Origin of the sequence: Streptomyces anandii JCM 4720 (genome assembly GCF_014650655.1) — a bacterium.
Lineage (GTDB): Bacteria > Actinomycetota > Actinomycetes > Streptomycetales > Streptomycetaceae > Streptomyces > Streptomyces anandii.
This window is the reverse complement of record NZ_BMVJ01000025.1, coordinates 18,642-37,835: the sequence shown is the minus strand read 5'-3', so window position 1 is coordinate 37,835 and position 19,194 is coordinate 18,642. Positions and strand designations below refer to the sequence as shown.

Genomic DNA, 19,194 nt, shown 5'->3' with positions numbered 1-19,194 from the left:
GCGGTCCAGGGACGGCGAGGAACAGCGGGAGTTCTGGGACGGGTGGGTCGAGGCGGAACTCCGGCACTTCGGCGAGGACCCCTCCAGGCCCCATGCCGATCTTCTGGTACGGCAGTTGACCATGGGATATGAGTTCACTCCCGGGCCCAGCGTGACCGTTGGACCGGACCAGGATGTCACTCTGGGTGAAGGGTCGTAGGCGATGTGCTGAACTCGTGAAGATCGCCGCCGCGCAACTTGCGGGAGTGCCCCAACTCCGCTTGACCGGGGGGCCGTACAGGTCTTACGTTCTCAATGTGCGGTCATTGAGGACCGCTCGCAGACGCGAAGCCCCCGGTTGTTCCCCCGTGATCGGGGGCTTCGTTCTGCCCTGGTGCCGTTTCCCGGGCGCCCGGTGACGCCGTCCGCTCACCCTCGGTCACCGCGTGCGGTGCCCCGCGTCCGCTCCCACCTCGACGAACGGCCCGTGCGGCACCCTTCGGCGGGCGGTGGCCCCGCAGGTACGATGCCCTCGGTGCGACCTTCGAACGACTGCTTCGCGCACCTGCAACTCCGGTCCGCGGCACAGCGGTTCGACCAGAGGCAGCCGCCGGGTGGATTCCCGTCGGCGAACCTACGGGGGCACGGTTTGTGGGGGACGTGATGGACTTCGGCACGCAGGGCCCCAAGGCCCCGGCCGACCTCGCCTGGCTGCGGGGCGTGGACGCCTACACCATGGGCGCCTATCCGCAGGCCGAGGAGGAGTTCCGGGCCGCGGTGCGGATGGATCCCGGGATGGCCGACGGGTGGCTCGGGCTGCACGCGCTGCGCGTGGACACGACGACGGCGCTGCTGAGGATGTTCCGGCACCGCGACCGCTTCGGCGAGCAGCGCGCCCGGCACCGCCGCACCCTCAACTCCTGGTACTGGCTGGGCTGGTGGGTGCAGCCGGTGCTGGAGAACCCCCGGGACCTCCTGCTCGCGCACGCCTCCCACTGGCTGGACGGGCGCCATGTGCCCGAGCTGGACCGGGCGCTGGCGAGCCTGCCGCCGGTGGACGCCGACGCCCAGGTCCGCTTCCTGCACGCCTGCCGCGCCTATCTCGTCAAGGACTGGGAGCAGCTCGTCCGGCACACCGACCCGCTGCTGGACGACCCCATGCTGGGCATCGAGGCCGGACTGTTCGGCGGCATGGCCCGGGTCCGGCTGGAGATGTACGGGCAGGCGGAACCCCTGCTGTCGGCGGCGCTCATGCGGTGCCGCAGCGAGCAGCCGCAGCGCAAGGAGCTGAGGTACTGGCTGGCCCGGGCCCACGAGGGCACCGGCCGCAGCGCGGCCGCGCTGCCGCTGTACCGTGCGGTGCACCGGGTCGACCCGGCCTTCATGGACACCTCGGCGCGGCTCGCGGCGATCGCCGAGGGCGACGGGTACGACGACGTCGGCGACTTCGCGGCGATCACCCTGACCGGTGTCGGTCAGGACACTGCCGACGGGCCGGACGTGCTGGACCCGCTGTTCGGCACCGAGGGCCGCGAGCTGAAGCTCGGCGAGGCCGATCTGCCGGCCACCTCGCCCCTGCCCTCGGCGGCCGATCCGGCGGTGCGCACGCGGGTCTCGCCTGCCGCGGGGCCGCTGCTGCCGGCCGGGCCCACCGACCCCGCGTTACTCGAGGAGGCGCTCGCCGAGCTCGAGCGCATGGTGGGCCTGGAGCCCGTGAAACGCCAGGTCAAGGCGCTGTCCGCGCAGTTGAACATGGCCCGGCTGCGCGCCGGGCAGGGGCTGCCCGTGCAGCCGCCCAAACGCCACTTCGTCTTCTCCGGTCCCTCCGGCACCGGCAAGACCACCGTCGCCCGCATCCTCGGCCGCGTCTTCTACGCCCTCGGTCTGCTCGGCGGCGACCACCTCGTGGAGGCCCAGCGGGCCGATCTGGTCGGCGAGTACCTGGGCCAGACCGCCGTGAAGGCGAACGAACTCATCGACTCCGCGATCGGCGGGGTGCTCTTCGTCGACGAGGCCTACTCGCTGTCCAACTCCGGCTACGGCAAGGGCGACGCCTACGGCGACGAGGCGCTGCAGGTGCTGCTCAAGCGCGCCGAGGACAACCGCGACCACCTGGTGGTGATACTGGCCGGCTACCCCGAGGGCATGGACCGGCTGCTCGCCGCCAACCCCGGGCTGTCGTCGCGCTTCACGACCCGCGTGGACTTCCCCTCGTACCGTCCGGCCGAGCTCACCGAGATCGGCAAGGTGCTCGCCGCTGAGAACGGCGACCAGTGGGACGAGGAGGCGCTGGAGGAGCTCCGCTCGATCGCCGGGCACGTCGTCGACCAGGGCTGGATCGACGAACTCGGCAACGGGCGGTTCCTGCGCACGCTGTACGAGAAGAGCTGCGCGTACCGCGATCTGCGCCTGTCGGTCTACCCGGGCGCGCTCTCCCGCGACGACCTCGCGACCCTCCGCCTCCCGGATCTGATGCAGGCCTACGGCGAGGTCCTGTCGGGCCGCGGCCCGCACGACCCGTCGGCCCTGTGAGGCCGGCCCCGGACCCGCGCGCGGACCCGGGGCCGGGGCGTCACGTCGCCAGGACCTGGTCCGGTTCGCCGCTCGGGCGGGGTTCCGTCAGGCGTACTTCCGGAGTGGTGCGGTGTGCCGGATCGCGTACCTCGCCCACCAGGAGTTCCAGTACGTCTTCCAGGGCGACCACGCCCTGCACCCGGCCGGAGGCGTCCGCGACCTGGGCCAGGTGGGTGGCGGCGCGGCGCATGACGGTGAGGGCGTCGTCGAGCGGCAGCTCGGACCTGAGGGTGGTCATCGGGCGCCATATGCGCTGCGGGACCGCCCGTTCGGAGTCCTCCAGGTCGAGCACGTCCTTGACGTGGAGATAGCCCATGAAGGCGCCGTTCTCCGCGGCGACCGGGAAGCGGGAGTACCCGGTGCGGGCGGTGAGCGCGACGATCTCGCCCGGGGTGACCGACGGGCTGACCGTGACCAGCGTCTCGCGTCGCAGCAGCACGTCGCTCACCGGGCGCGAGCCCAGTTCGAGCGCGTCCTCCAGCCGCTCCTGCTCCTCGGGGTCCAGCAGTCCGGCCTGGCCGGAGTCCTCGACCAGCCGGCCCAGCTGCACGCTGGTGAAGGCGGCCTCGACCTCGTCCTTGGGCTCGACGCGGAACAGCAGCAGGACACCCCGCGCGCAGGCGCCGAGCGCGACGGTGATCGGCTTGCACAGACGGGCGAAGGCGACCAGGCCCGGGCCGAGCCACAGCGCGGCCTTCTCCGGCGCGGCCATCGCCAGGTTCTTCGGCACCATCTCGCCGATGACGAGGTGGAAGAAGACCACCGCGGCGAGCGCGATGACGTAGCCGAGCGGGTGGACCATGCCGTCGGGCAGGCGCAGCCGGGCGAACACGGGCTCCAGCAGGTGCGCCACGGTCGGCTCGGCGACCGCGCCGAGGGTCAGCGAGCAGACGGTGATGCCGAACTGGGCCGCGGCCATCATCTGCGGCAGCCGTTCCAGGCCGTGCAGCACCTGGCGGGCGCGCGCGGTGCCGAGGGGTTCGATCTGGCTGCGGCGGACCGACACCAGGGCGAACTCCGCGCCCACGAAGAAGCCGTTGGCGAGCACCAGCAGCGCGGCGAAGACCAGTTGCAGGACGCTCATCGGGCGGCCTCCACCACGGCGGCGACGACGTCCGTCGCCGGGGCGGTGCGGACCAGGCGGACCCGCTCGGCGCGGTAGTGGCCGACCCGCCGCACGGACAGCCGCCAGCCGGGCAGCTCCGCGCGGTCGCCGGGGGCCGGGATCCGGCCGAGCAGGTCGGCGACCAGGCCGGCGACCGTCTCGTAGGGGCCCTCGGGCGCCTGGAGGCCGATGCGGGCGAGCAGGTCGACGCGGCAGCTTCCGTCGACGTCCCACGCGGGCCGGCCGTCCTCCGGCGGGGCGGGGGCGAGCTCGGGCACGTCCTTGGCGTCGTGCTCGTCGCGGACCTCGCCGACGATCTCCTCGACGATGTCCTCCAGGGTGACCACGCCCGCCGTGCCGCCGTACTCGTCGACGACCACCGCGATGGGCTGCTCGCTGCGCAGCTGGGCCAGCAGCTGCTGCACCGGCAGCGTCTCTGGGACGAGCAGCGCTCGCCGGGCGATGCGGCCCACGGGGGTGCGCAGCCGGTCGTGGACCGGGACGGCGAGGGCGTCCTTGAGGTGGACCATGCCGACGACCTCGTCGATCCGCTCGTGGTAGACGGGGAAGCGGGACAGGCCGGTGGCGCGGGTCAGGTTGACCACGTCCTCGGCGGTCGCGGAGGACTGCAGCGCGCTGACCTTCACGCGCGGGGTCATGACGTGCTGCGCGGTCAGGTCGCCCAGGGACAGGGTCCGTACGAAGAGATCGGCGGTGTCCTGTTCCAGGGCGCCGGCCTGCGCGGAGTGGCGGGCCAGCGAGACCAGTTCGCCGGGGGTGCGGGCGGAGGCCAGCTCCTCGGCGGGCTCGACGCCCAGGGCGCGCACCAGCCGGTTGGCGACCGTGTTCAGCGCGGCGATGACCGGGCGGAACAGGCGGGAGAACAGGTGCTGCGGGCCGGCGACGAACCGCGCGACCTGCAGGGGGCGGGAGACCGCCCAGTTCTTGGGCACGAGCTCGCCGATCACCATCTGCAGCGCGGAGGCGAGCAGCATGCCGACGACCACGGCGACGCCTGAGACGGCTCCGTCCGGGATGCCGAGGGCGGCGACGGGGCCGCGCAGCAGCTCGGCCAGCGCGGGCTCGGCGAGCATGCCGACGACGAGGGAGGTGATGGTGATGCCGAGCTGGGTGCCGGAGAGCTGGAAGGACAGCTCCCCCAGGGACTCGACGACCGTACGGGCGCGCTTGTCGCCGTCGGCCGCCGCCTTCTCGGCATCCGGGCGCTCCACGGTCACCAGGCCGAACTCCGCCGCCACGAAGAAGCCGTTGGCGAGGATCAGCAGGAAGGCAGCCGCAAGGAGCAGCAGGGGGATGGTCATGATGCCGCCGCCTCCGCGTTCACCCGCACCGCGCTCGGGCGGTGCGCGCTATGTCGGCAGGGGGCGGCGCAGGTACTGCAGGACGATCCGTCCATCGCCGGGGGGTGTCACTCCTCGGGTAGCAGGAACCCCTGGCACCGGCCGGAGCTCAGGGGTGCGGGCGCAGCGGTACGACGCCTCGCGTCACCAGATTAATCAAGACTGCGGCCGATGCGTCAGGGTGGACGCTCCCCCGAGGCGCCGAAGACGCCCCGGGAGGGCCGGTCGGGGCCTGACGGGTCAGCCCTGGGGCTCGCCCGGGGACCGCTCGGGGTCCTGGATGGACCGGGCCTCGACCAGGGCGCGCAGGGCGCGCGCGTCGGCGATGGCGTGCTGCTTGGCGATGCCCGGCTGGATGCCGAGCGCGGGCAGGCTGGTGCCGTCGCTGAGGTTGAGGAACACCCAGGGGTCGCCGGGGCGGAGGTTCACCTGGAGGATCTCGGGCCACTCCAGATGGCGCCGGCCGGCGATGTTGACGACCGTGACGCCGGACTCGTCGGCGACGACCTTCGGCCGGGCGAGCAGGAGCAGCACGCCCGAGAGCAGGGCCGCGGTGAACACGAAGCTGATCCGCTCGCCCGGGTTGAGCTGCTCCAGCAGCATCGTGACGGTGACGATCACCACGAAGATCGCCGCCGCCGCGATGAGCAGGACGGCTCGGGTGCGGGAGGGCCGGAAGGTGACGGGCAGGTCGGGAAGGCGGTGCGGGTCGGACATCGCTCGGTGCCCCTTACAGCCGGCAGGCGTGGATGGCCGTGGTCAGGATGGCCCGCGCGCCGATGGCGTACAGGTCGTCCATGATGCGCTGGGCCTCCTTGGAGGGGACCATGGCGCGCACGGCGACCCAGCCCTCGTTGTGCAGCGGGGAGACGGTCGGGGACTCCAGGCCCGGGGTCAGCGCGACGGCCTTCTCCAGCTGCTCGACCCGGCAGTCGTAGTCCATCATCACGTACGTCCTCGCGACCAGGACGCCCTGGAGGCGGCGCAGGAACTGCTGCACCTTGGGCTCCTCGGCGTCCGCGCCGGTGCGGCGGATGACGACGGCCTCGGACTTCATGATCGGCTCGCCGATGACCTCGAGGCCGGCGTTGCGCAGCGAGGTGCCGGTCTCGACGACGTCGGCGATGACCTCGGCGACGCCGAGTTCGATGGCGGTCTCGACGGCGCCGTCGAGGTGGACGACGGAGGCGTCGATGCCGTTGTCGGCGAGGTGCTTGGCGACGATGCCCTCGTAGGAGGTGGCGACCGTCATGCCGTTCAGGCCGGTGACGCCGGTGGCCGTGCCGGGCTTGGTGGCGTAGCGGAAGGTGGAGCGGGCGAAGCCGAGGGGGAGGATCTCCTCGGCGTTGGCGCCGGAGTCGACGAGCAGGTCGCGGCCGGTGATGCCGATGTCGAGGCGGCCCGAGGAGACGTAGATGGCGATGTCGCGGGGGCGGAGGTAGAAGAACTCCACCTCGTTCTCCGGGTCGACGATGCGCAGTTCCTTGGACTCGCGGCGCTGCTGGTAGCCGGCCTCATGCAGCATGTCCGCCGCAGGGCCGGAGAGTGAACCCTTGTTGGGGACGGCGATGCGCAGCATGAGGTCGGCTTCCTTCGTTCGTGCGTACGGTGGTGGGTTCGCTGGTGTGCTCAGAGGTGGGCGTAGACGTCGTCGAGGGAGATGCCGCGGGCGACCATCATCACCTGGACGTGGTACAGCAGTTGCGAGATCTCCTCGGCGGCCGCGTCCTTGCCCTCGTACTCGGCGGCCATCCAGACCTCGGCGGCCTCCTCGACGACCTTCTTGCCGATGGCATGGACGCCCTTGCCGACCAGCTCGGCGGTGCGGGAGGTGGCGGGGTCCCCGTGGGCGGCCTTGTGCTGGAGCTCGGTGAAGAGCTCCTCGAACGTCTTCTTGGACATGGTGGTGCCAACCCTACGCGCTCGGGGCCACTGCTCACCGCCAGGGCTCGGATACTGAACGCAGCGTGGCCGCGGTCGCCACCGCGGCGGTGACCGCCTCGTGGCCCTTGTCCTCGTTGGAGCCCTCCAGGCCGGCCCGGTCCAGGGCCTGCTCCTCGGTGTCGCAGGTGAGCACGCCGAAGCCGACGGGGACGCCGGTGTCGATGGACACCTGGGTCAGGCCCTGGGTGACGCCCTGGCACACGTAGTCGAAGTGCGGGGTGCCGCCGCGGATGACGACGCCGAGGGCGACGACCGCGTCGTAGCCGCGGCCGGCCAGCACCTTGGCGACCACCGGGAGCTCGAAGCTGCCGGGGACCCTGAGCAGGGTGGGCTCGTCGATCCCCAGTTCGTGCAGGGCGCGCAGCGCGCCGTTCACCAGTCCGTCCATCACCTTCTCGTGCCACTGCGCCGCCACGACGGCGACCCTGAGGTCCCCGACGTTCCGGACGGACAGTTCCGGTGCACCCTTGCCGCTCACGTGTCTCCTCGAGTTTTCCGTGCTTACTGGTTGCCGCAGGTGGACACGGCGCCGGTGTCCAGCCACGGCAGGTCGTGCCCCATCCGGTCCCGCTTGGTGCGCAGGTAGCGGAGGTTGTGCTCGCCGGCCTGGACGGGCATCGGCTCGCGGCCGGTGACCTTCAGGCCGTGACGCAGCAGCGCGTCGGTCTTGTCGGGGTTGTTGGTCATCAGCCGCACACTGGTGACGCCGAGGTCCTGGAGGATCTGCGCGCCGGCCCCGTAGTCGCGGGCGTCGGCGGGCAGGCCGAGTTCGAGGTTGGCGTCCAGGGTGTCGCGGCCTCGCTCCTGGAGCTCGTAGGCGCGCAGCTTGGACATCAGCCCGATGCCGCGGCCCTCGTGGCCGCGCAGGTAGACGACCACTCCCCTGCCCTCCTGCTGGATGCGCTCCATCGAGGCGTCCAGCTGGGGGCCGCAGTCGCAGCGCAGCGAGGAGAAGACGTCGCCGGTCAGGCACTCGGAGTGGACGCGGACCAGGACGTCCTCGCCGTCGCCGATCTCGCCGTGCACGAGGGCGACGTGCTCGACGCCGTCGACGGTGGATCGGTAGCCGTAGGCGGTGAAGGCTCCGTGGGCGGTGGGCAGATGGACCTCGGCCTCACGGCGGACGGTGGGCTCGCTGTCGCGGCGGTAGGCGATGAGGTCCTCGATGGAGATGATCGTCAGGCCGTGCTTGCGGGCGAAGACGATCAGCTCGGGCAGGCGCAGCATCCGGCCGTCCTCGCCGGCGATCTCGACGATGGCGCCGGCCGGGCGCAGTCCGGCGAGGCGGGCGAGGTCGACGGCGGCCTCGGTGTGGCCGTTGCGCACCAGCACCCCGCCGGACCTGGCGCGCAGCGGGAAGACGTGGCCGGGGCGGACGAGGTCGGTGGGCTCGGCGGTGCCGCTCGCCAGCAGCTGGAGCGTGGTCGCCCGGTCGGAGGCCGAGATGCCGGTGGTGACGCCGTGGGTGGCACAGGCGTCGACGGAGACCGTGAAGGCGGTCTTCATCGACTCGGTGTTGTCCTCCACCATCTGCGGGAGCTTCAGCCGGTCCAGTTCCGCGCCCTCCATGGGGGCGCAGATCAGGCCGCGGCATTCGCTCATCATGAAGGCGACGATCTCGGGCGTCGCCTTCTCGGCGGCGACGACGAGGTCGCCCTCGTTCTCGCGGTCCTCGTCGTCGACGACCACGACCGGGCGGCCGGCCGCTATGTCGGCGACGGCCTGCTCGACCGGGTCGAGCGCGAAGTCCTCGATGTTGTCGGTGCTGTAGAGGACGGGTGCCGCACTCATGCGGGCGCTCCTTCCAGGACCGGCTGCGCGGCCCGGCGGGAGCGCAGCCACCAGTCGCGCATGCCCCACAGGACGAGCGCGCCGTAGATGACGTAGACGAAACCGGAGAAGGCGAAGCCGTTGGCGAAGTTCAGCGGGACGCCGACGGCGTCCACGAGCAGCCAGGCGAACCAGAACTCGACCATGCCGCGCGCCTGGGCGTACATGGCGACGACCGTGCCGACGAAGATGTAGGCGTCGGGCCAGGGGTCCCAGGACAGCGACGGGTAGGCCTTGAAGAGAGCGGCGACGGCGACGGTGCCGAGCGCGGCGGCGGCGAGCAGGACGGCCCGCTCGCGCCAGGTGGCGAACCGTACGGCGATGTGGCCGTCGCCCGCCCTGTCCTTGCCGCGGTTCCACTGCCACCAGCCGTAGACCGCGACGACCATGACGACGACCTGCTTTCCGGCGCTGCCGGAGAGGTGGGCGGTGGCGAACGCGGCGAAGAGGATCAGACCGGAGAGGAACTGGGTGGGCCAGCTCCAGATCGAGCGCCGCCAGCCGAACGCGAGGGCGATCAGGCCGACGACGTTGCCGATCATGTCCGACCACTTGATGTGCTGGCCGAGAAGGGCGAAGGCCTCGGAGTTCAGCCAGTTCACTGGGCGGCCCCCCGCACACGGTCGCCGAGCATCCGCTCGACGTACTTGGCGACGACGTCCACCTCGAGGTTGACCGGGTCGCCGGGCTGCTTCAGCCCGAGGGTGGTCAGGGCGAGGGTGGTGGGGATGAGGCTGACGGTGAAGTGGTCGGCGCCGGCGTCGACGACGGTGAGGCTGATGCCGTCGACGGTGATGGAGCCCTTCTCGACGACGTAGCGCGCGAGTTCGGCCGGCAGCGAGATCTTCACGACCTCCCAGTGCTCGGAGGGCGTGCGCTCCAGGACCGTGCCGGTGCCGTCGACGTGCCCCTGGACGATGTGCCCGCCGAGGCGCGCGCCCACGGCCGTGGGCCGTTCGAGGTTCACGCGGGAGCCGGCGGTGAGGGCGCCGAGGCTGGAGCGCTTGAGGGTCTCCGCCATGACGTCGGCGGTGAACTCGTCGCCCTCGTGCTCGACGACGGTGAGACAGACCCCGTTCACGGCGATGGAGTCGCCGTGCCGCGCGCCCTCGGTCACTACGGGGCCACGGAGCCGGAAGCGGGCGGCGTCGCCGAGGTTCTCGACGGCGGTGACCTCGCCCAGCTCTTCGACGATTCCGGTGAACACTTCCCGGGTCCTCCTGCCTCTTCGGGCACGGACTCCGGGGCTGTCGATGACGACAGAAGTACGAGCGGGAACACCGGGGCGACGCTACGTCGGACGGAAACCCACCCTTGCGGGCGGGCCCTCGGACGGCGGCGCACACACAGCGGTGTCCGCTCGCCGCGCACTGCCTCCCATCCGGACTTTAACCGTCGGTCCAGGAATTTCACCTGGTCAACCGGCCGCTGGAAGCGACCGGGTCGCGGACTGTAACCGCCGGTTCGGACTTTCACCGACCCCGGAGTGCGCTGCTACTGGTACAGGGCCAGTGTGCCACGCCCGTCCGGCATCCATACGGACGATCGGTGTGGGCTCGCTCACAGAGCGCGTCCCCGGTGCGCCGTGGGGGGTCCGGCGGCGGGCAAGGGCCGTCGTCACCGCCGCCGGACCGGTCCGGGAGCGACACGTCGATGTGTCGACCGATCGCCGAGTTGACGGTAAGAGGACTAGACCACTCACGTCAACAGGTATGTACCAACCCGGAGTTGGAATGCAAGTCCTGCGGAACCAGTGGAAGCTGGGCCTCGTACGGGAGCGTCCCGTCCTCCCCCGGAAAGGACTGAACCGCATGACCACCATGACCACCATCCTGGTGACCGGCGGCACCGGAACGCTGGGCCGGCTCGTCGTCGAGCGGCTGCGCGCGGACGGCCACGAGGTGCGGGTGCTCAGCCGGCGCACCCCGCCGTACGCCGTCGATCTGCGCGAGGGCGGCCCCGGCCTGGACGCGGCGGTCGCGGGCGTGGACACGGTCGTGCACTGCGCGAGCTCACCGCGCGGCGGCGACGAGGAGGCCGCCGCGCACCTCATCGCGGCGGCGCGCAAGGCGGGCGCCGGGCACCTGGTCTACATCTCCATCGTGGGCGTCGACCGGGTGCCCCTCGGCTACTACCGCACCAAGCACGCGGTCGAGCGCCTGGTGGAGGAGTCGGGCCTGGGCTGGACGGTGCTGCGCGCGACCCAGTTCCACGACCTGGTGGTGACCGTGCTGAGCACGCTCTCCAAGTCCCCGGTCCTGCTGCTGCCCGCCGGGGTGAGCGACCAGCCGGTCGAGGTGAGCGAGGTGGCCGACCGCCTGGCGGAACTGGCCGTGTCTCCGCCGTCGGGCAGGGTCCCCGACATGGGCGGCCCCGAGATCCGCACCTTCGCCTCCCTGGCCCGCGCCTACCTCAAGTCCACGTCCCGCCACCGCCCTGTGCTGAACCTCCCCCTCCCCGGCCGCACCTACCGAGCCTTCCGGTCCGGCGGCCACCTCACTCCGGCCAACAGGACGGGCAAGCGCACGTTCGAGGAGTACCTGGGGAGCCGATTCGGCAACGACTGAGGGGTCCGGGGCGAAGCCCCGCGTCGGGACCTCCTGAGCCACCGAGACGGGTGGGCGGCTGGGAAGCGGGGGTGCACCGCCGGGGTCCGGGGCGGAGCCCAGGGGACGGTCACGCCTCGGCCGACCGAGTCGGGCGGGCGGGTGGGCCGACAGGGGAGTACAACTCCTCCTGAGCCCGCTCACGAGCCATGAGCACCGCCCCCCGCAACACCCCACCGCCACCCAACACCCCCGCCAGGACCTCGGTCACCAGCGGTGACATCCCCCGCACACGCTCAGCGACGAGCCCCGCCAGCACTCCCCCGCCCGCCTGCCCCACTTCCCCACCGAGCACCACGCAACCCGGGTCCAGCACCGCGACCGCCGAGGCGACCCCCAGCACGACCCGGTCGGCCAACGCCCCCAGGAACCGCGCGGCCGGCCCGGGCCCGGGGCCGGCCGCCACCGCCCCCCGCACCACCTCCGCCGCGACCAGTTCAGGCCCGCCCGCCTCGGCCACCAGCCCGTAGTCCCCCGCGAGTTCCACCACCGCGGCCGCCCCCGCCAGCGAGTGGAACCCGCCCGCGCAGTCCGTCGCCGACGGCAGCCCCGCCGTACCCGGCACCGGCAGGAAGCCGATCTCCCCGGCACCCCCGGAGGCACCGCGCCGCAGCGCGCCGTCCAGGACGACCGCCGCCCCCGTCCCGTGGCCGAGCCACAGCAGCACGAAGGTGTCCCGGCCCCGGGCGGCCCCGTCCCGCTGCTCGGCCAGTGCCGCGAGGTTGGTCTCGTTCTCGACGATCACCCGGGCCCGCGGCAGCCGCTCCTGCAGCGCGTCCACCAGCCGCCGGTGCCACTCGGGCAGTCCCGTGGAGTCCCGCAGCTCACCGCTGACCGGGTCGATCAGCCCGGGCGCGCCGATGCCGACCGTGTGCAGCAGCCCGGCCCCCGCCTCCTTGGCCACCCGCTCCACCAGCGCGACCGCCTGCTCCACGGCGGGCCCGGTCCCGGTGTCGCCGCCGATCGGCACGGAGGCACGCGCCACTTCCCGGCCGAGCAGGTCGGACACCGTCACGGCGACGCCCTCGGTGCGCACGTCGAGGGCGGCGAGGTGGGCGCGGTCGGCGACGATGCCGTAGAGCCGCGCGTTCGGGCCGCGCCGCTGCTCACCGGACTCGCCGACGACGGTGATCAGCCCGGAGGCGGTGAGGCGTTCGACGAGGTCGGCCACGGTGGGCCGGGACAGACCGGTGAGCTGCTTCAACTGCCCGGCCGTCAGCGGTCCTTCCTCCTGGAGGAGCCGCAGGGCGAGCCGGTCGTTGATGGCCCGGGCGGTGCTCGGGGATGCGGGCATGCCGGGAATCCTCCCAGATCGGCGGGCCGCGCCGGGCGGCCGTATAGCCCCTATCTATCAGGCAGGGTCCCTGATAGTTTACGCCCGACGGCCGTCACCACGACCGTGAGGGAACCACCGAGAGAACCACCAGGAGAACCACCGGCGAACCGCGCACGGGCGAGCCGAGGAGGGGCCGGACTCATGACCGCAGTGGTCCACGGGCAGCGCGAGGTCAAGCGCGCCCGGTACGCCGTGGCGGCGGTCTTCGCCGTGCACGGCGCCGTGACGGGCTCGTTCGCGACCCGGGTGCCGTGGATCCAGGACCACGCCTCGGTCAGCGCGGGCCAGTTGGGCCTCGCTCTGGCCTTCCCGGCGCTCGGGGCGTCCCTGGCCATGCCGCTCGCGGGCGGGATCAGCCACCGTTTCGGCGCCCGCGCCGCGCTGCGCGGCCTGCTCGCGCTGTGGACGCTCTCCCTGGTCCTGCCCGCCCTCGCCCCCGACCTGCTCACGCTCTGCCTGGCCCTGTTCGTCTACGGCGCCTCGGCGGGCATGGCGGACGTCGCGATGAACGCGCTCGGCGTGGAGGTGGAGAACCGGCTCGGCCGCTCGATCATGTCCGGTCTGCACGGGATGTGGAGCGCGGGCGCCCTGATCGGCTCGGCGGCCGGCACCCTCGCCGCGCACGTCGGCTCGGACGCCCGGCTGCACCACACCCTGGCGGCGGCGGTGCTGACGGTACTCGGCCTGATCGCCTGCTCGTGGGTGCTGGACATCCAGCCGGCCGAGGACGAGGAACCGCCGCCCCGGTTCGCGCTGCCGCCGAAGTCGGCGCTGCTGATCGGCGCGATCGGGTTCTGCGCGGTGTTCGCGGAGGGCGCGAGCCTGGACTGGTCGGCCGTCTACCTGCGGCACCAGCTGGAGACCTCGGCCGGGCTCGCCGCGGCCTGCACGACCGGCTTCACCCTCACCATGGCGGTGGCGCGGATCGCGGGCGACCGGGTGGTGGACCGGTTCGGCTCGGTGCGCACGGTCCGCGCGAGCGGCGTCCTGGCGGTCTTCGGCGGTGTGCTCATCGTCACGGGGGGCCATCCGGCGGTGGCGATGACCGGGTTCGCGCTGATGGGCCTCGGGATCGCGGTCGTGGTGCCGCTGTGCTTCGCCGCGGCCGGCCGCAGCGGCCCGAACCCCAGCCAGGCCATCGCGGGCGTCGCGACGATCACGTACACCTCGGGCCTGGTCGCGCCGAGCGCGATCGGCGGGCTCGCCCAGGCGACGAGCCTGGTGGTGTCGTTCGGTCTGGTGACGCTGCTGGCGTGCGGCCTGGCCGCGTTCGCCGGGGTGCTGCGCGCGGGCGACCGCGGCCGCCCGCGGGTCAGCCGGCCGGCCGAAGCAGTGCCCGGCCCGCGGTCCTGAACTCCTCGCTCCAGGGCGCCGGCCGCAGGGTCGCCGAGTCCAGCCGGACCAGGACCCGGGTGCCGTGCGCGTAGGTCAGCGCGCCGTCGGCCGAGCAGAAGCGGAAGCCGTAGGTCAGACCGGTCGTGCCGAGCCGTTCCAGCCAGAGGTGGACGGCGTACTCGCCGGGCCGGGTGACGGGAGCCTCGTAGGTGATGCGCAGTTCCTTGACGGCGTTGCAGGCGTCCCCGGCGGCGGCCCAGTCGCCCTCGAAGCGGAAGCCGTGCTCGCGCCACAGCTCGGCCCAGGCGCGTTCGACCATCAGCGGGTAGCGCGCGTTGTGCAGCAGCCCGAGCGCGTCCAGGTCGTCGAAGTGGACGGCGACGGGGATCAGCCGCCCGTGCGACAGGGCGGGGGCGGCGGGTGCTTCGGCGGTCACGGCGGGGCTCCTGGACATACGGGTGGGGCAGTGGGACCCCACCATCCTAAGCGGACGCTCAGTGGGCCCTCGCCGCCCCTGCCGGTCATGTGCGTGAACGCACGTCAGACAGCGGACCGTGTGACCGGAGGACGCCCAGGTACCCCCGACAATGGTTCGGACAGTCTTCACGTACAGAGAAAGCGAAACCCCACCATGGACCTCGGCGTGCGCTGGAAGCTGCACGGTGACGGGCGCACGCCCGCACCCGGAGCGGTGGTCCGGCCCGACGAACGGCTCTCCTGGCCCCGCACGGCCGGGCTCGGCGCCCAGCACGTCGTGGCCATGTTCGGCGCGTCCTTCGTGGCCCCCGTGCTCATGGGCCTCGACCCCAACCTCGCGATCATGATGTCGGGCGTCGCGACCGTGATCTTCCTGCTCGCCACCCGCGGACGGGTGCCCAGCTATCTGGGCTGCTCGCTCTCCTTCGTCGGCGTCGCCGCGGTGATCCGGGCGCAGGGAGGCACGAGCGCGACCGTGACCGGCGCGGTCCTCGTCGTGGGTGTCGCCCTGTTCCTGGTCGGCCTCGCCGTGCAGCGCTTCGGCGCCCGGATCATCCACGCGGCGATGCCGCCGATCGTCACCGGCGCGGTGGTCATGCTGATCGGCTTCAACCTCGCCCCGGTCACCGCCTCCACCTACTGGCCGCAGGACCAGTGGACGGCGCTGCTGGTGATGCTGTTCACCGGCCTGGCCGTGGTCTGTCTGCGCGGCTTCTGGTCCCGGATCGCGATCTTCCTGGGCCTGGTCTTCGGGTACGGCGTCTCCTGGGCCTTCGACCGGATCTTCGGCAAGATCCACTCGATGGACGGCAGCGGGAAGGTCACCGACCACTGGCGCCTGGACCTCTCCGGCGTCGGCAGGGCCGACTGGATCGGGCTGCCGTCCTTCCACGGGCCGAGCTTCCAGTGGTCGGCGATCCTGGTGGCGCTCCCCGTCGTGATCGCGCTGGTCGCGGAGAACGCCGGGCACGTGAAGGCGGTCGGCGAGATGACCGGCGACCCGCTGGACGACAAGCTGGGCACCGCGATCTCGGCGGACGGCGTGGCCTCGGTGCTGTCCACCGCGGTGGGCGGGCCGCCCAACACCACGTACTCCGAGAACATCGGCGTGATGGCCGCCACCCGCGTGTACTCCACCGCCGCCTACTGGGCCGCCGCCGGCTTCGCCCTGCTGTTCGGCGTCTGCCCGAAGTTCGGCGCCGTCGTGGCCGCGATCCCGGGCGGCGTGCTCGGCGGCATCACGGTCATCCTCTACGGCATGATCGGCCTGCTCGGCGCGCAGATCTGGACCAACGCCGGGGTCGACCTGCGCAACCCGCTGAACCTGGTGCCGGCCGCCGCGGGCATCATCATCGGCGTCGGCAACGTCAGCATGAAGTTCACCAGCAACTTCTCCCTCAGCGGCATCGCGCTCGGCACCCTGGTGGTCATCACCGGCTACCACACGCTGCGCGCCTTCGCGCCCGCCCATCTCAAGGGCCAGGAGCCGCTGCTGGACGAGGGCACGTCGTCGTACGACGAGAGCGCGGAGGGGACCAGACGCGCCGAGTCCTGAGGTTCCCCCCGCGCGTTCCCCCGTTCTGGGGAAGCGCGCGGCCCGTCGGCGCGTGGGCCGGGCCGGGCCTGGGACGCTGCCCCCATGGGGCAATCGGCACAACTCACCCGTCACCTGGACACGATGGACGCGGCCCGCGCGGTGGACGCCGTGGAGGCGGTCGTCCGGCGGATGCGCGCTCTGGACGCCGCGCTGCCCGAGCGGGACGGCGTGGCGGTCTTCAACCGGGTCTACCTCGCCGTCACAGAGGCCGTCGACGGGCGGCTGCGGGCGGGCCGGTTCGCGGACCCGTGGGCCGCGGCCGTGCTCGACGTGCGGTTCGCCGAGCGGTATCTCGCGGCCGTGGAACCGGCGGACGGGGACCGTCGCCCGCCCGCCTGCTGGCGGCCCTTGCTCCAGTCGCGCCGGCATCCGGAGGTACGGCCGCTGCAGTTCGCCTTGGCCGGCATCAACGCGCACATCGGGCACGACCTGGCCCTCGCCGTCGTGGACGCCTGCGACACACTGCGCTGCGAACCGGCCGAGCTGGAGGACGAGTTCGACCGCGTCGGCGACCTGCTGGTGTCGCTGGAGGAGCGCATCCGCGAGGACCTGATGCCGGGCCCCGACCTGCTCCAGATCGCCGATCCGCTCACCCACCTGCTCGGCTCGTGGAGCCTGGAGCGGGCCAGGGAGGCCACCTGGTCGGCCGCGCGGGCCCTGTGGGCGCTGCGCCGACTCCCGGACCTGGCCGAGGAGTTCACCCAGCGCCTGGACTCGGCCGTAGGCTTCGCGGGACGCATGATGCTCACCCCGCTGCCGCACTGACCCGCACCTCTGCCGCACCGACAAGGAGCACACCGCATGGCGACCCGTCTCGGACTCGGGCTACCGCAGAACCGGCAGTACGACCTCGGCAGGGACGTGCCCGAGGTGGCGCGCGCCGCCGAACGCGTCGGCTACGACAGCGTGTGGGTCTACGAGCGGGCCCTGTTCCCCGAGCCCGCCACGCAGGGCCTGTACGGCGTGGAGGGTCTGCCCTGGCCCGACTCCTACCGGCATGTGGCCGACCCGCTGGTCGCCCTGACGCTGGCCGCCGCGGCCACCGAACGGGTCGAGCTGGGCAGCAGCGTGCTGGTCGCGCCGCTGCACATGCCGTTCCAGCTCGCCAGGACGCTCGCCACCCTGGACGCGGTCAGCGGCGGCCGGGTGGTCGCCGGGTTCGGCACCGGCTGGTCGCTGGACGAGTACGCGGCCTCGGGGATCCGGCCGATCAAGGAGCGCGGCCGGGTGCTGGACGAGGTGATCGACGTGTGCCGGGCGGTGTGGGGCCCGGACCCGGTGCGCCACCACGGGCGGATCGCCCAGATCGACTCGGCCGTGGTCGGGCCCAAACCCGCCCGGCCGATCCCCGTTCTGCTGGCCGCGAGTACCGCGCGGGCGCGCGAGCGGCTCGTCGAGCACGCCGACGGCTGGCTGCCGATCGGGACGGGCGTGGAGCAGGTGGCCACCCAGTGGCACGCCCTGCAGGACCTCGCCGCCGAGCGCGGGCGGCAGCAGCCGATCCGCACGGTGCTCAGGGTGAACGCGCGCTTCTCGGCCGAGCCGCGCGGCGGGGCGGGCCGGCGCCCCTTCCACGGCAGCGCGGACCAGATCGCCGAGGACCTGCTGCCGTACGCGGAACTGGGACTTCAGGAGATCCTCGTCGACGTGCAGAGCGGCGCGCGGGACGCGCAGGAGCTCAAGGACGTGGCCGCCGAGGTGTACGAGAGGGCGCGGGCGGCCGGCGTCTGACCGGCCGCCCGCACCCCCGGCAGGACTCAGTCCTCGGGGAGTTCGACGGGCGCGATCTCGTCGTAGACGTCGCCGGGGCCGGGGTTGGCCTGGTCGGTCTGTCCGCCCAGGTGGTGCATCACGCCCCAGACCGCGTTCAGCGCGGTCTGGACGGCGCCCTCGGCCCAGCCGGCCGTCCAGGAGATGTCGTCGCCGGCGAGGAAGATCCCCCGCTTGTCCTCGGGCAGCCCCTCCTGCATGAAGTGCGTGAACAGGCGCCGCTGGTAGCGGTAGTGGCCGGGCAGGTTGGCCTTGAACGCGCCCATGAAGTAGGGCTCGTTCTCCCAGGAGACGGTGACCGGGTTGCCGATGACGTGGCTGCGGATGTCGACCTTCGGATAGATCTCCGACAGCGACTTCAGCATGACCTCCATCCGCTCGCTCGCGGACAGCGGCAGCCACTTCAGGCTGTCGTCGCACCAGGTGTACGACAGGCAGATCACGGCGGGCTTGTCCGGCCCGTCGTCGAGGAGGTAGGTGCCGCGGGTCATGCGGTCGGTGAGCGTCATCGACATGACGTCCCGGCCGGTCTCTTCGTCCTTGTCCAGCCAGAACGGCCGGTCCACGGGTACGAAGAGCTTGCTGGACTCCATGTAGTGGGTGCGCTCGATCGCCGTCCAGTGGTCGATCGGGAACAGCTCGTCGTCGCACTGGATCTTGGACAGCAGCATCCAGGACTGCGCGGTGAAGATCGCCGCCCGGTAGGTGCGGATGTCGCCGGCCGCGTCGGTGACGGTGATCCGGTTGCCCGCGGTGCGGTTGAGCCGGGTCACGGCCGGGCGGGGCTCGCCGTCCACGTGGAGGGACTTCAGCGAGGTGCCGTAGGGCCAGTGGACGATCTTCTCCGGCTCGCGCTCCCAGAGCCGGAGCGGCAGCTGCTGCGAGCCGCCGACGATGCCGCGGTGGTGGTCGTCGGCCTCGGTGTAGACGACGCGCAGGATCTCGAGGATCGAGTTCGGGAAGTCGGTGTCCCAGCCGCCCGTGCCGAAGCCGACCTGGCCGAAGATCTCGCGGTGCCGGAAGGACTTGAAGGCCTCGGAGTCGCAGAGGAAGCCGTAGAAGGTCTGGTTGTCGAGCTTCTCGACGAGCCTCGCCCAGATCTCCCGGATGCGGGGCACGTCCCGCTCGCGCAGGGCGCGGTTCATGTCGGAGAAGTCGGCGCCCTCCTCCAGGCACTTGTTCCAGGCGTCGGCGACGTCCCGGTAGACCTGGGGCAGGTCGTCGATCGTCTCGGCGTAGTGCGACTCGCCCTTGAGGTCGACGACGGTGGAGGGGGTGGC

At 72.4% G+C, this 19,194-nt stretch carries 18 protein-coding genes, 1 pseudogene and 1 riboswitch; of the genes and pseudogenes, 7 read left to right on the top strand and 12 right to left on the bottom strand.

Features of this window, described 5'->3' with window-relative positions:
- Together IE249_RS39020 and IE249_RS30870 are read left to right on the top strand one after the other, a co-directional pair.
- Positions 1-199: pseudogene (locus IE249_RS39020) on the top strand (hypothetical protein); the annotation flags it as partial.
- Between the two features lie 443 nt (positions 200-642).
- Positions 643-2,511, top strand: a complete 1,869-nt coding sequence (locus tag IE249_RS30870) for an AAA family ATPase (protein WP_189710104.1) — start codon at positions 643-645, stop codon at positions 2,509-2,511.
- A gap of 40 nt (positions 2,512-2,551) precedes the next feature.
- Here IE249_RS30870 and IE249_RS30865 read toward each other — a convergent pair whose 3' ends face one another.
- The 9 genes from IE249_RS30865 to IE249_RS30825 all read right to left on the bottom strand — a co-directional run bounded on the left by IE249_RS30865 (position 2,552) and on the right by IE249_RS30825 (position 10,000).
- Positions 2,552-3,637, bottom strand: a complete 1,086-nt coding sequence (locus tag IE249_RS30865; RefSeq protein WP_189710102.1) for a hemolysin family protein — start codon at positions 3,635-3,637, stop codon at positions 2,552-2,554.
- Positions 3,634-4,980, bottom strand: coding sequence for a hemolysin family protein (locus IE249_RS30860; RefSeq protein WP_189710100.1), 1,347 nt, complete (start codon positions 4,978-4,980; stop codon positions 3,634-3,636). The genes IE249_RS30865 and IE249_RS30860 overlap by 4 nt, the downstream gene beginning before the upstream one ends.
- Positions 4,981-5,259: 279 nt before the next feature.
- Positions 5,260-5,736 (bottom strand): PH domain-containing protein, encoded by a 477-nt coding sequence (locus IE249_RS30855; protein WP_189710098.1) that lies wholly within the window; start codon positions 5,734-5,736, stop codon positions 5,260-5,262.
- A gap of 13 nt (positions 5,737-5,749) precedes the next feature.
- Positions 5,750-6,598 carry an ATP phosphoribosyltransferase gene (gene hisG, locus IE249_RS30850; protein WP_189710096.1) on the bottom strand — a complete coding sequence of 283 codons (849 nt, stop codon included), beginning with the start codon at positions 6,596-6,598 and terminating at the stop codon, positions 5,750-5,752.
- Positions 6,599-6,648: 50 nt separating this feature from the next.
- Positions 6,649-6,921 carry a phosphoribosyl-ATP diphosphatase gene (locus IE249_RS30845; RefSeq protein WP_128789165.1) on the bottom strand — a complete coding sequence of 91 codons (273 nt, stop codon included), beginning with the start codon at positions 6,919-6,921 and terminating at the stop codon, positions 6,649-6,651.
- 34 nt (positions 6,922-6,955) lie between these two features.
- Positions 6,956-7,441, bottom strand: a complete 486-nt coding sequence (ribH, locus tag IE249_RS30840; protein ID WP_189710094.1) for a 6,7-dimethyl-8-ribityllumazine synthase — start codon at positions 7,439-7,441, stop codon at positions 6,956-6,958.
- Positions 7,442-7,464: 23 nt separating this feature from the next.
- A complete protein-coding gene (locus IE249_RS30835; protein WP_189710092.1) occupies positions 7,465-8,754 on the bottom strand; it encodes a bifunctional 3,4-dihydroxy-2-butanone-4-phosphate synthase/GTP cyclohydrolase II in 1,290 nt (429 codons plus the stop codon).
- Entirely contained in the window at positions 8,751-9,395 is a 645-nt protein-coding gene (gene pnuC / locus IE249_RS30830) for a nicotinamide riboside transporter PnuC (RefSeq protein WP_189710090.1), read from the bottom strand. Before pnuC ends, IE249_RS30835 begins: the two co-directional genes overlap by 4 nt.
- Positions 9,392-10,000: a riboflavin synthase gene (locus tag IE249_RS30825; protein ID WP_189710088.1), complete on the bottom strand. Its 609-nt coding sequence runs from the start codon at positions 9,998-10,000 to the stop codon at positions 9,392-9,394. The genes pnuC and IE249_RS30825 overlap by 4 nt, the downstream gene beginning before the upstream one ends.
- Before the next feature lie 156 nt (positions 10,001-10,156).
- Positions 10,157-10,287, bottom strand: a riboswitch (FMN riboswitch).
- 326 nt (positions 10,288-10,613) lie between these two features.
- Here IE249_RS30825 and IE249_RS30820 point away from each other — a divergent pair.
- The gene (locus IE249_RS30820) at positions 10,614-11,360 is read left to right on the top strand and encodes an SDR family oxidoreductase (RefSeq protein WP_189710181.1); all 747 of its coding nucleotides are present in this window, start codon (positions 10,614-10,616) and stop codon (positions 11,358-11,360) included.
- Positions 11,361-11,469: 109 nt separating this feature from the next.
- Here IE249_RS30820 and IE249_RS30815 read toward each other — a convergent pair whose 3' ends face one another.
- The gene (locus IE249_RS30815) at positions 11,470-12,693 is read right to left on the bottom strand and encodes an ROK family transcriptional regulator (RefSeq protein ID WP_189710086.1); all 1,224 of its coding nucleotides are present in this window, start codon (positions 12,691-12,693) and stop codon (positions 11,470-11,472) included.
- A gap of 183 nt (positions 12,694-12,876) precedes the next feature.
- Between IE249_RS30815 and IE249_RS30810 the strand changes: the two genes are divergently transcribed.
- Positions 12,877-14,088, top strand: a complete 1,212-nt coding sequence (locus tag IE249_RS30810) for an MFS transporter (RefSeq protein ID WP_189710084.1) — start codon at positions 12,877-12,879, stop codon at positions 14,086-14,088.
- On the opposite strand, the gene IE249_RS30805 is transcribed toward IE249_RS30810, so the two are convergent.
- The gene (locus IE249_RS30805) at positions 14,048-14,506 is read right to left on the bottom strand and encodes an acyl-CoA thioesterase (RefSeq protein WP_189710082.1); all 459 of its coding nucleotides are present in this window, start codon (positions 14,504-14,506) and stop codon (positions 14,048-14,050) included. The genes IE249_RS30810 and IE249_RS30805 overlap by 41 nt on opposite strands.
- A gap of 195 nt (positions 14,507-14,701) precedes the next feature.
- Here IE249_RS30805 and IE249_RS30800 point away from each other — a divergent pair, with 195 nt between their 5' ends.
- The 3 genes from IE249_RS30800 (at position 14,702) to IE249_RS30790 (ending at position 17,875) form a co-directional block, all read left to right on the top strand.
- Positions 14,702-16,102: a uracil-xanthine permease family protein gene (locus IE249_RS30800; protein ID WP_189710080.1), complete on the top strand. Its 1,401-nt coding sequence runs from the start codon at positions 14,702-14,704 to the stop codon at positions 16,100-16,102.
- 123 nt (positions 16,103-16,225) lie between these two features.
- Entirely contained in the window at positions 16,226-16,909 is a 684-nt protein-coding gene (locus IE249_RS30795) for a DUF5995 family protein (RefSeq protein WP_189710180.1), read from the top strand.
- A 36-nt stretch (positions 16,910-16,945) separates the two neighbouring features.
- Complete coding sequence (locus IE249_RS30790) at positions 16,946-17,875, top strand: TIGR03619 family F420-dependent LLM class oxidoreductase (RefSeq protein WP_189710078.1); 930 nt, start codon at positions 16,946-16,948, stop codon at positions 17,873-17,875.
- A 26-nt stretch (positions 17,876-17,901) separates the two neighbouring features.
- Here the strand turns inward: IE249_RS30790 and IE249_RS30785 are convergent.
- A partial coding sequence (locus IE249_RS30785; protein WP_229859624.1) for a flavin monoamine oxidase family protein occupies positions 17,902-19,194 on the bottom strand: 1,293 nt, incomplete at its 5' end.

Coding starts and splice junctions, on each gene's coding strand:
- IE249_RS30810 (WP_189710084.1), top strand. CDS start 12,877: ATGACCGCAGTGGTCCACGGGCAGCGCGAGGTCAAGCGCGCCCGGTAC.
- hisG (WP_189710096.1), bottom strand. CDS start 6,598: ATGCTGCGCATCGCCGTCCCCAACAAGGGTTCACTCTCCGGCCCTGCG.
- IE249_RS30855 (WP_189710098.1), bottom strand. CDS start 5,736: ATGTCCGACCCGCACCGCCTTCCCGACCTGCCCGTCACCTTCCGGCCC.
- IE249_RS30845 (WP_128789165.1), bottom strand. CDS start 6,921: ATGTCCAAGAAGACGTTCGAGGAGCTCTTCACCGAGCTCCAGCACAAG.
- IE249_RS30790 (WP_189710078.1), top strand. CDS start 16,946: ATGGCGACCCGTCTCGGACTCGGGCTACCGCAGAACCGGCAGTACGAC.
- IE249_RS30815 (WP_189710086.1), bottom strand. CDS start 12,693: ATGCCCGCATCCCCGAGCACCGCCCGGGCCATCAACGACCGGCTCGCC.
- IE249_RS30800 (WP_189710080.1), top strand. CDS start 14,702: ATGGACCTCGGCGTGCGCTGGAAGCTGCACGGTGACGGGCGCACGCCC.
- IE249_RS30820 (WP_189710181.1), top strand. CDS start 10,614: ATGACCACCATCCTGGTGACCGGCGGCACCGGAACGCTGGGCCGGCTC.
- IE249_RS30835 (WP_189710092.1), bottom strand. CDS start 8,754: ATGAGTGCGGCACCCGTCCTCTACAGCACCGACAACATCGAGGACTTC.
- IE249_RS30860 (WP_189710100.1), bottom strand. CDS start 4,980: ATGACCATCCCCCTGCTGCTCCTTGCGGCTGCCTTCCTGCTGATCCTC.
- IE249_RS30865 (WP_189710102.1), bottom strand. CDS start 3,637: ATGAGCGTCCTGCAACTGGTCTTCGCCGCGCTGCTGGTGCTCGCCAAC.
- IE249_RS30795 (WP_189710180.1), top strand. CDS start 16,226: ATGGACGCGGCCCGCGCGGTGGACGCCGTGGAGGCGGTCGTCCGGCGG.
- IE249_RS30870 (WP_189710104.1), top strand. CDS start 643: ATGGACTTCGGCACGCAGGGCCCCAAGGCCCCGGCCGACCTCGCCTGG.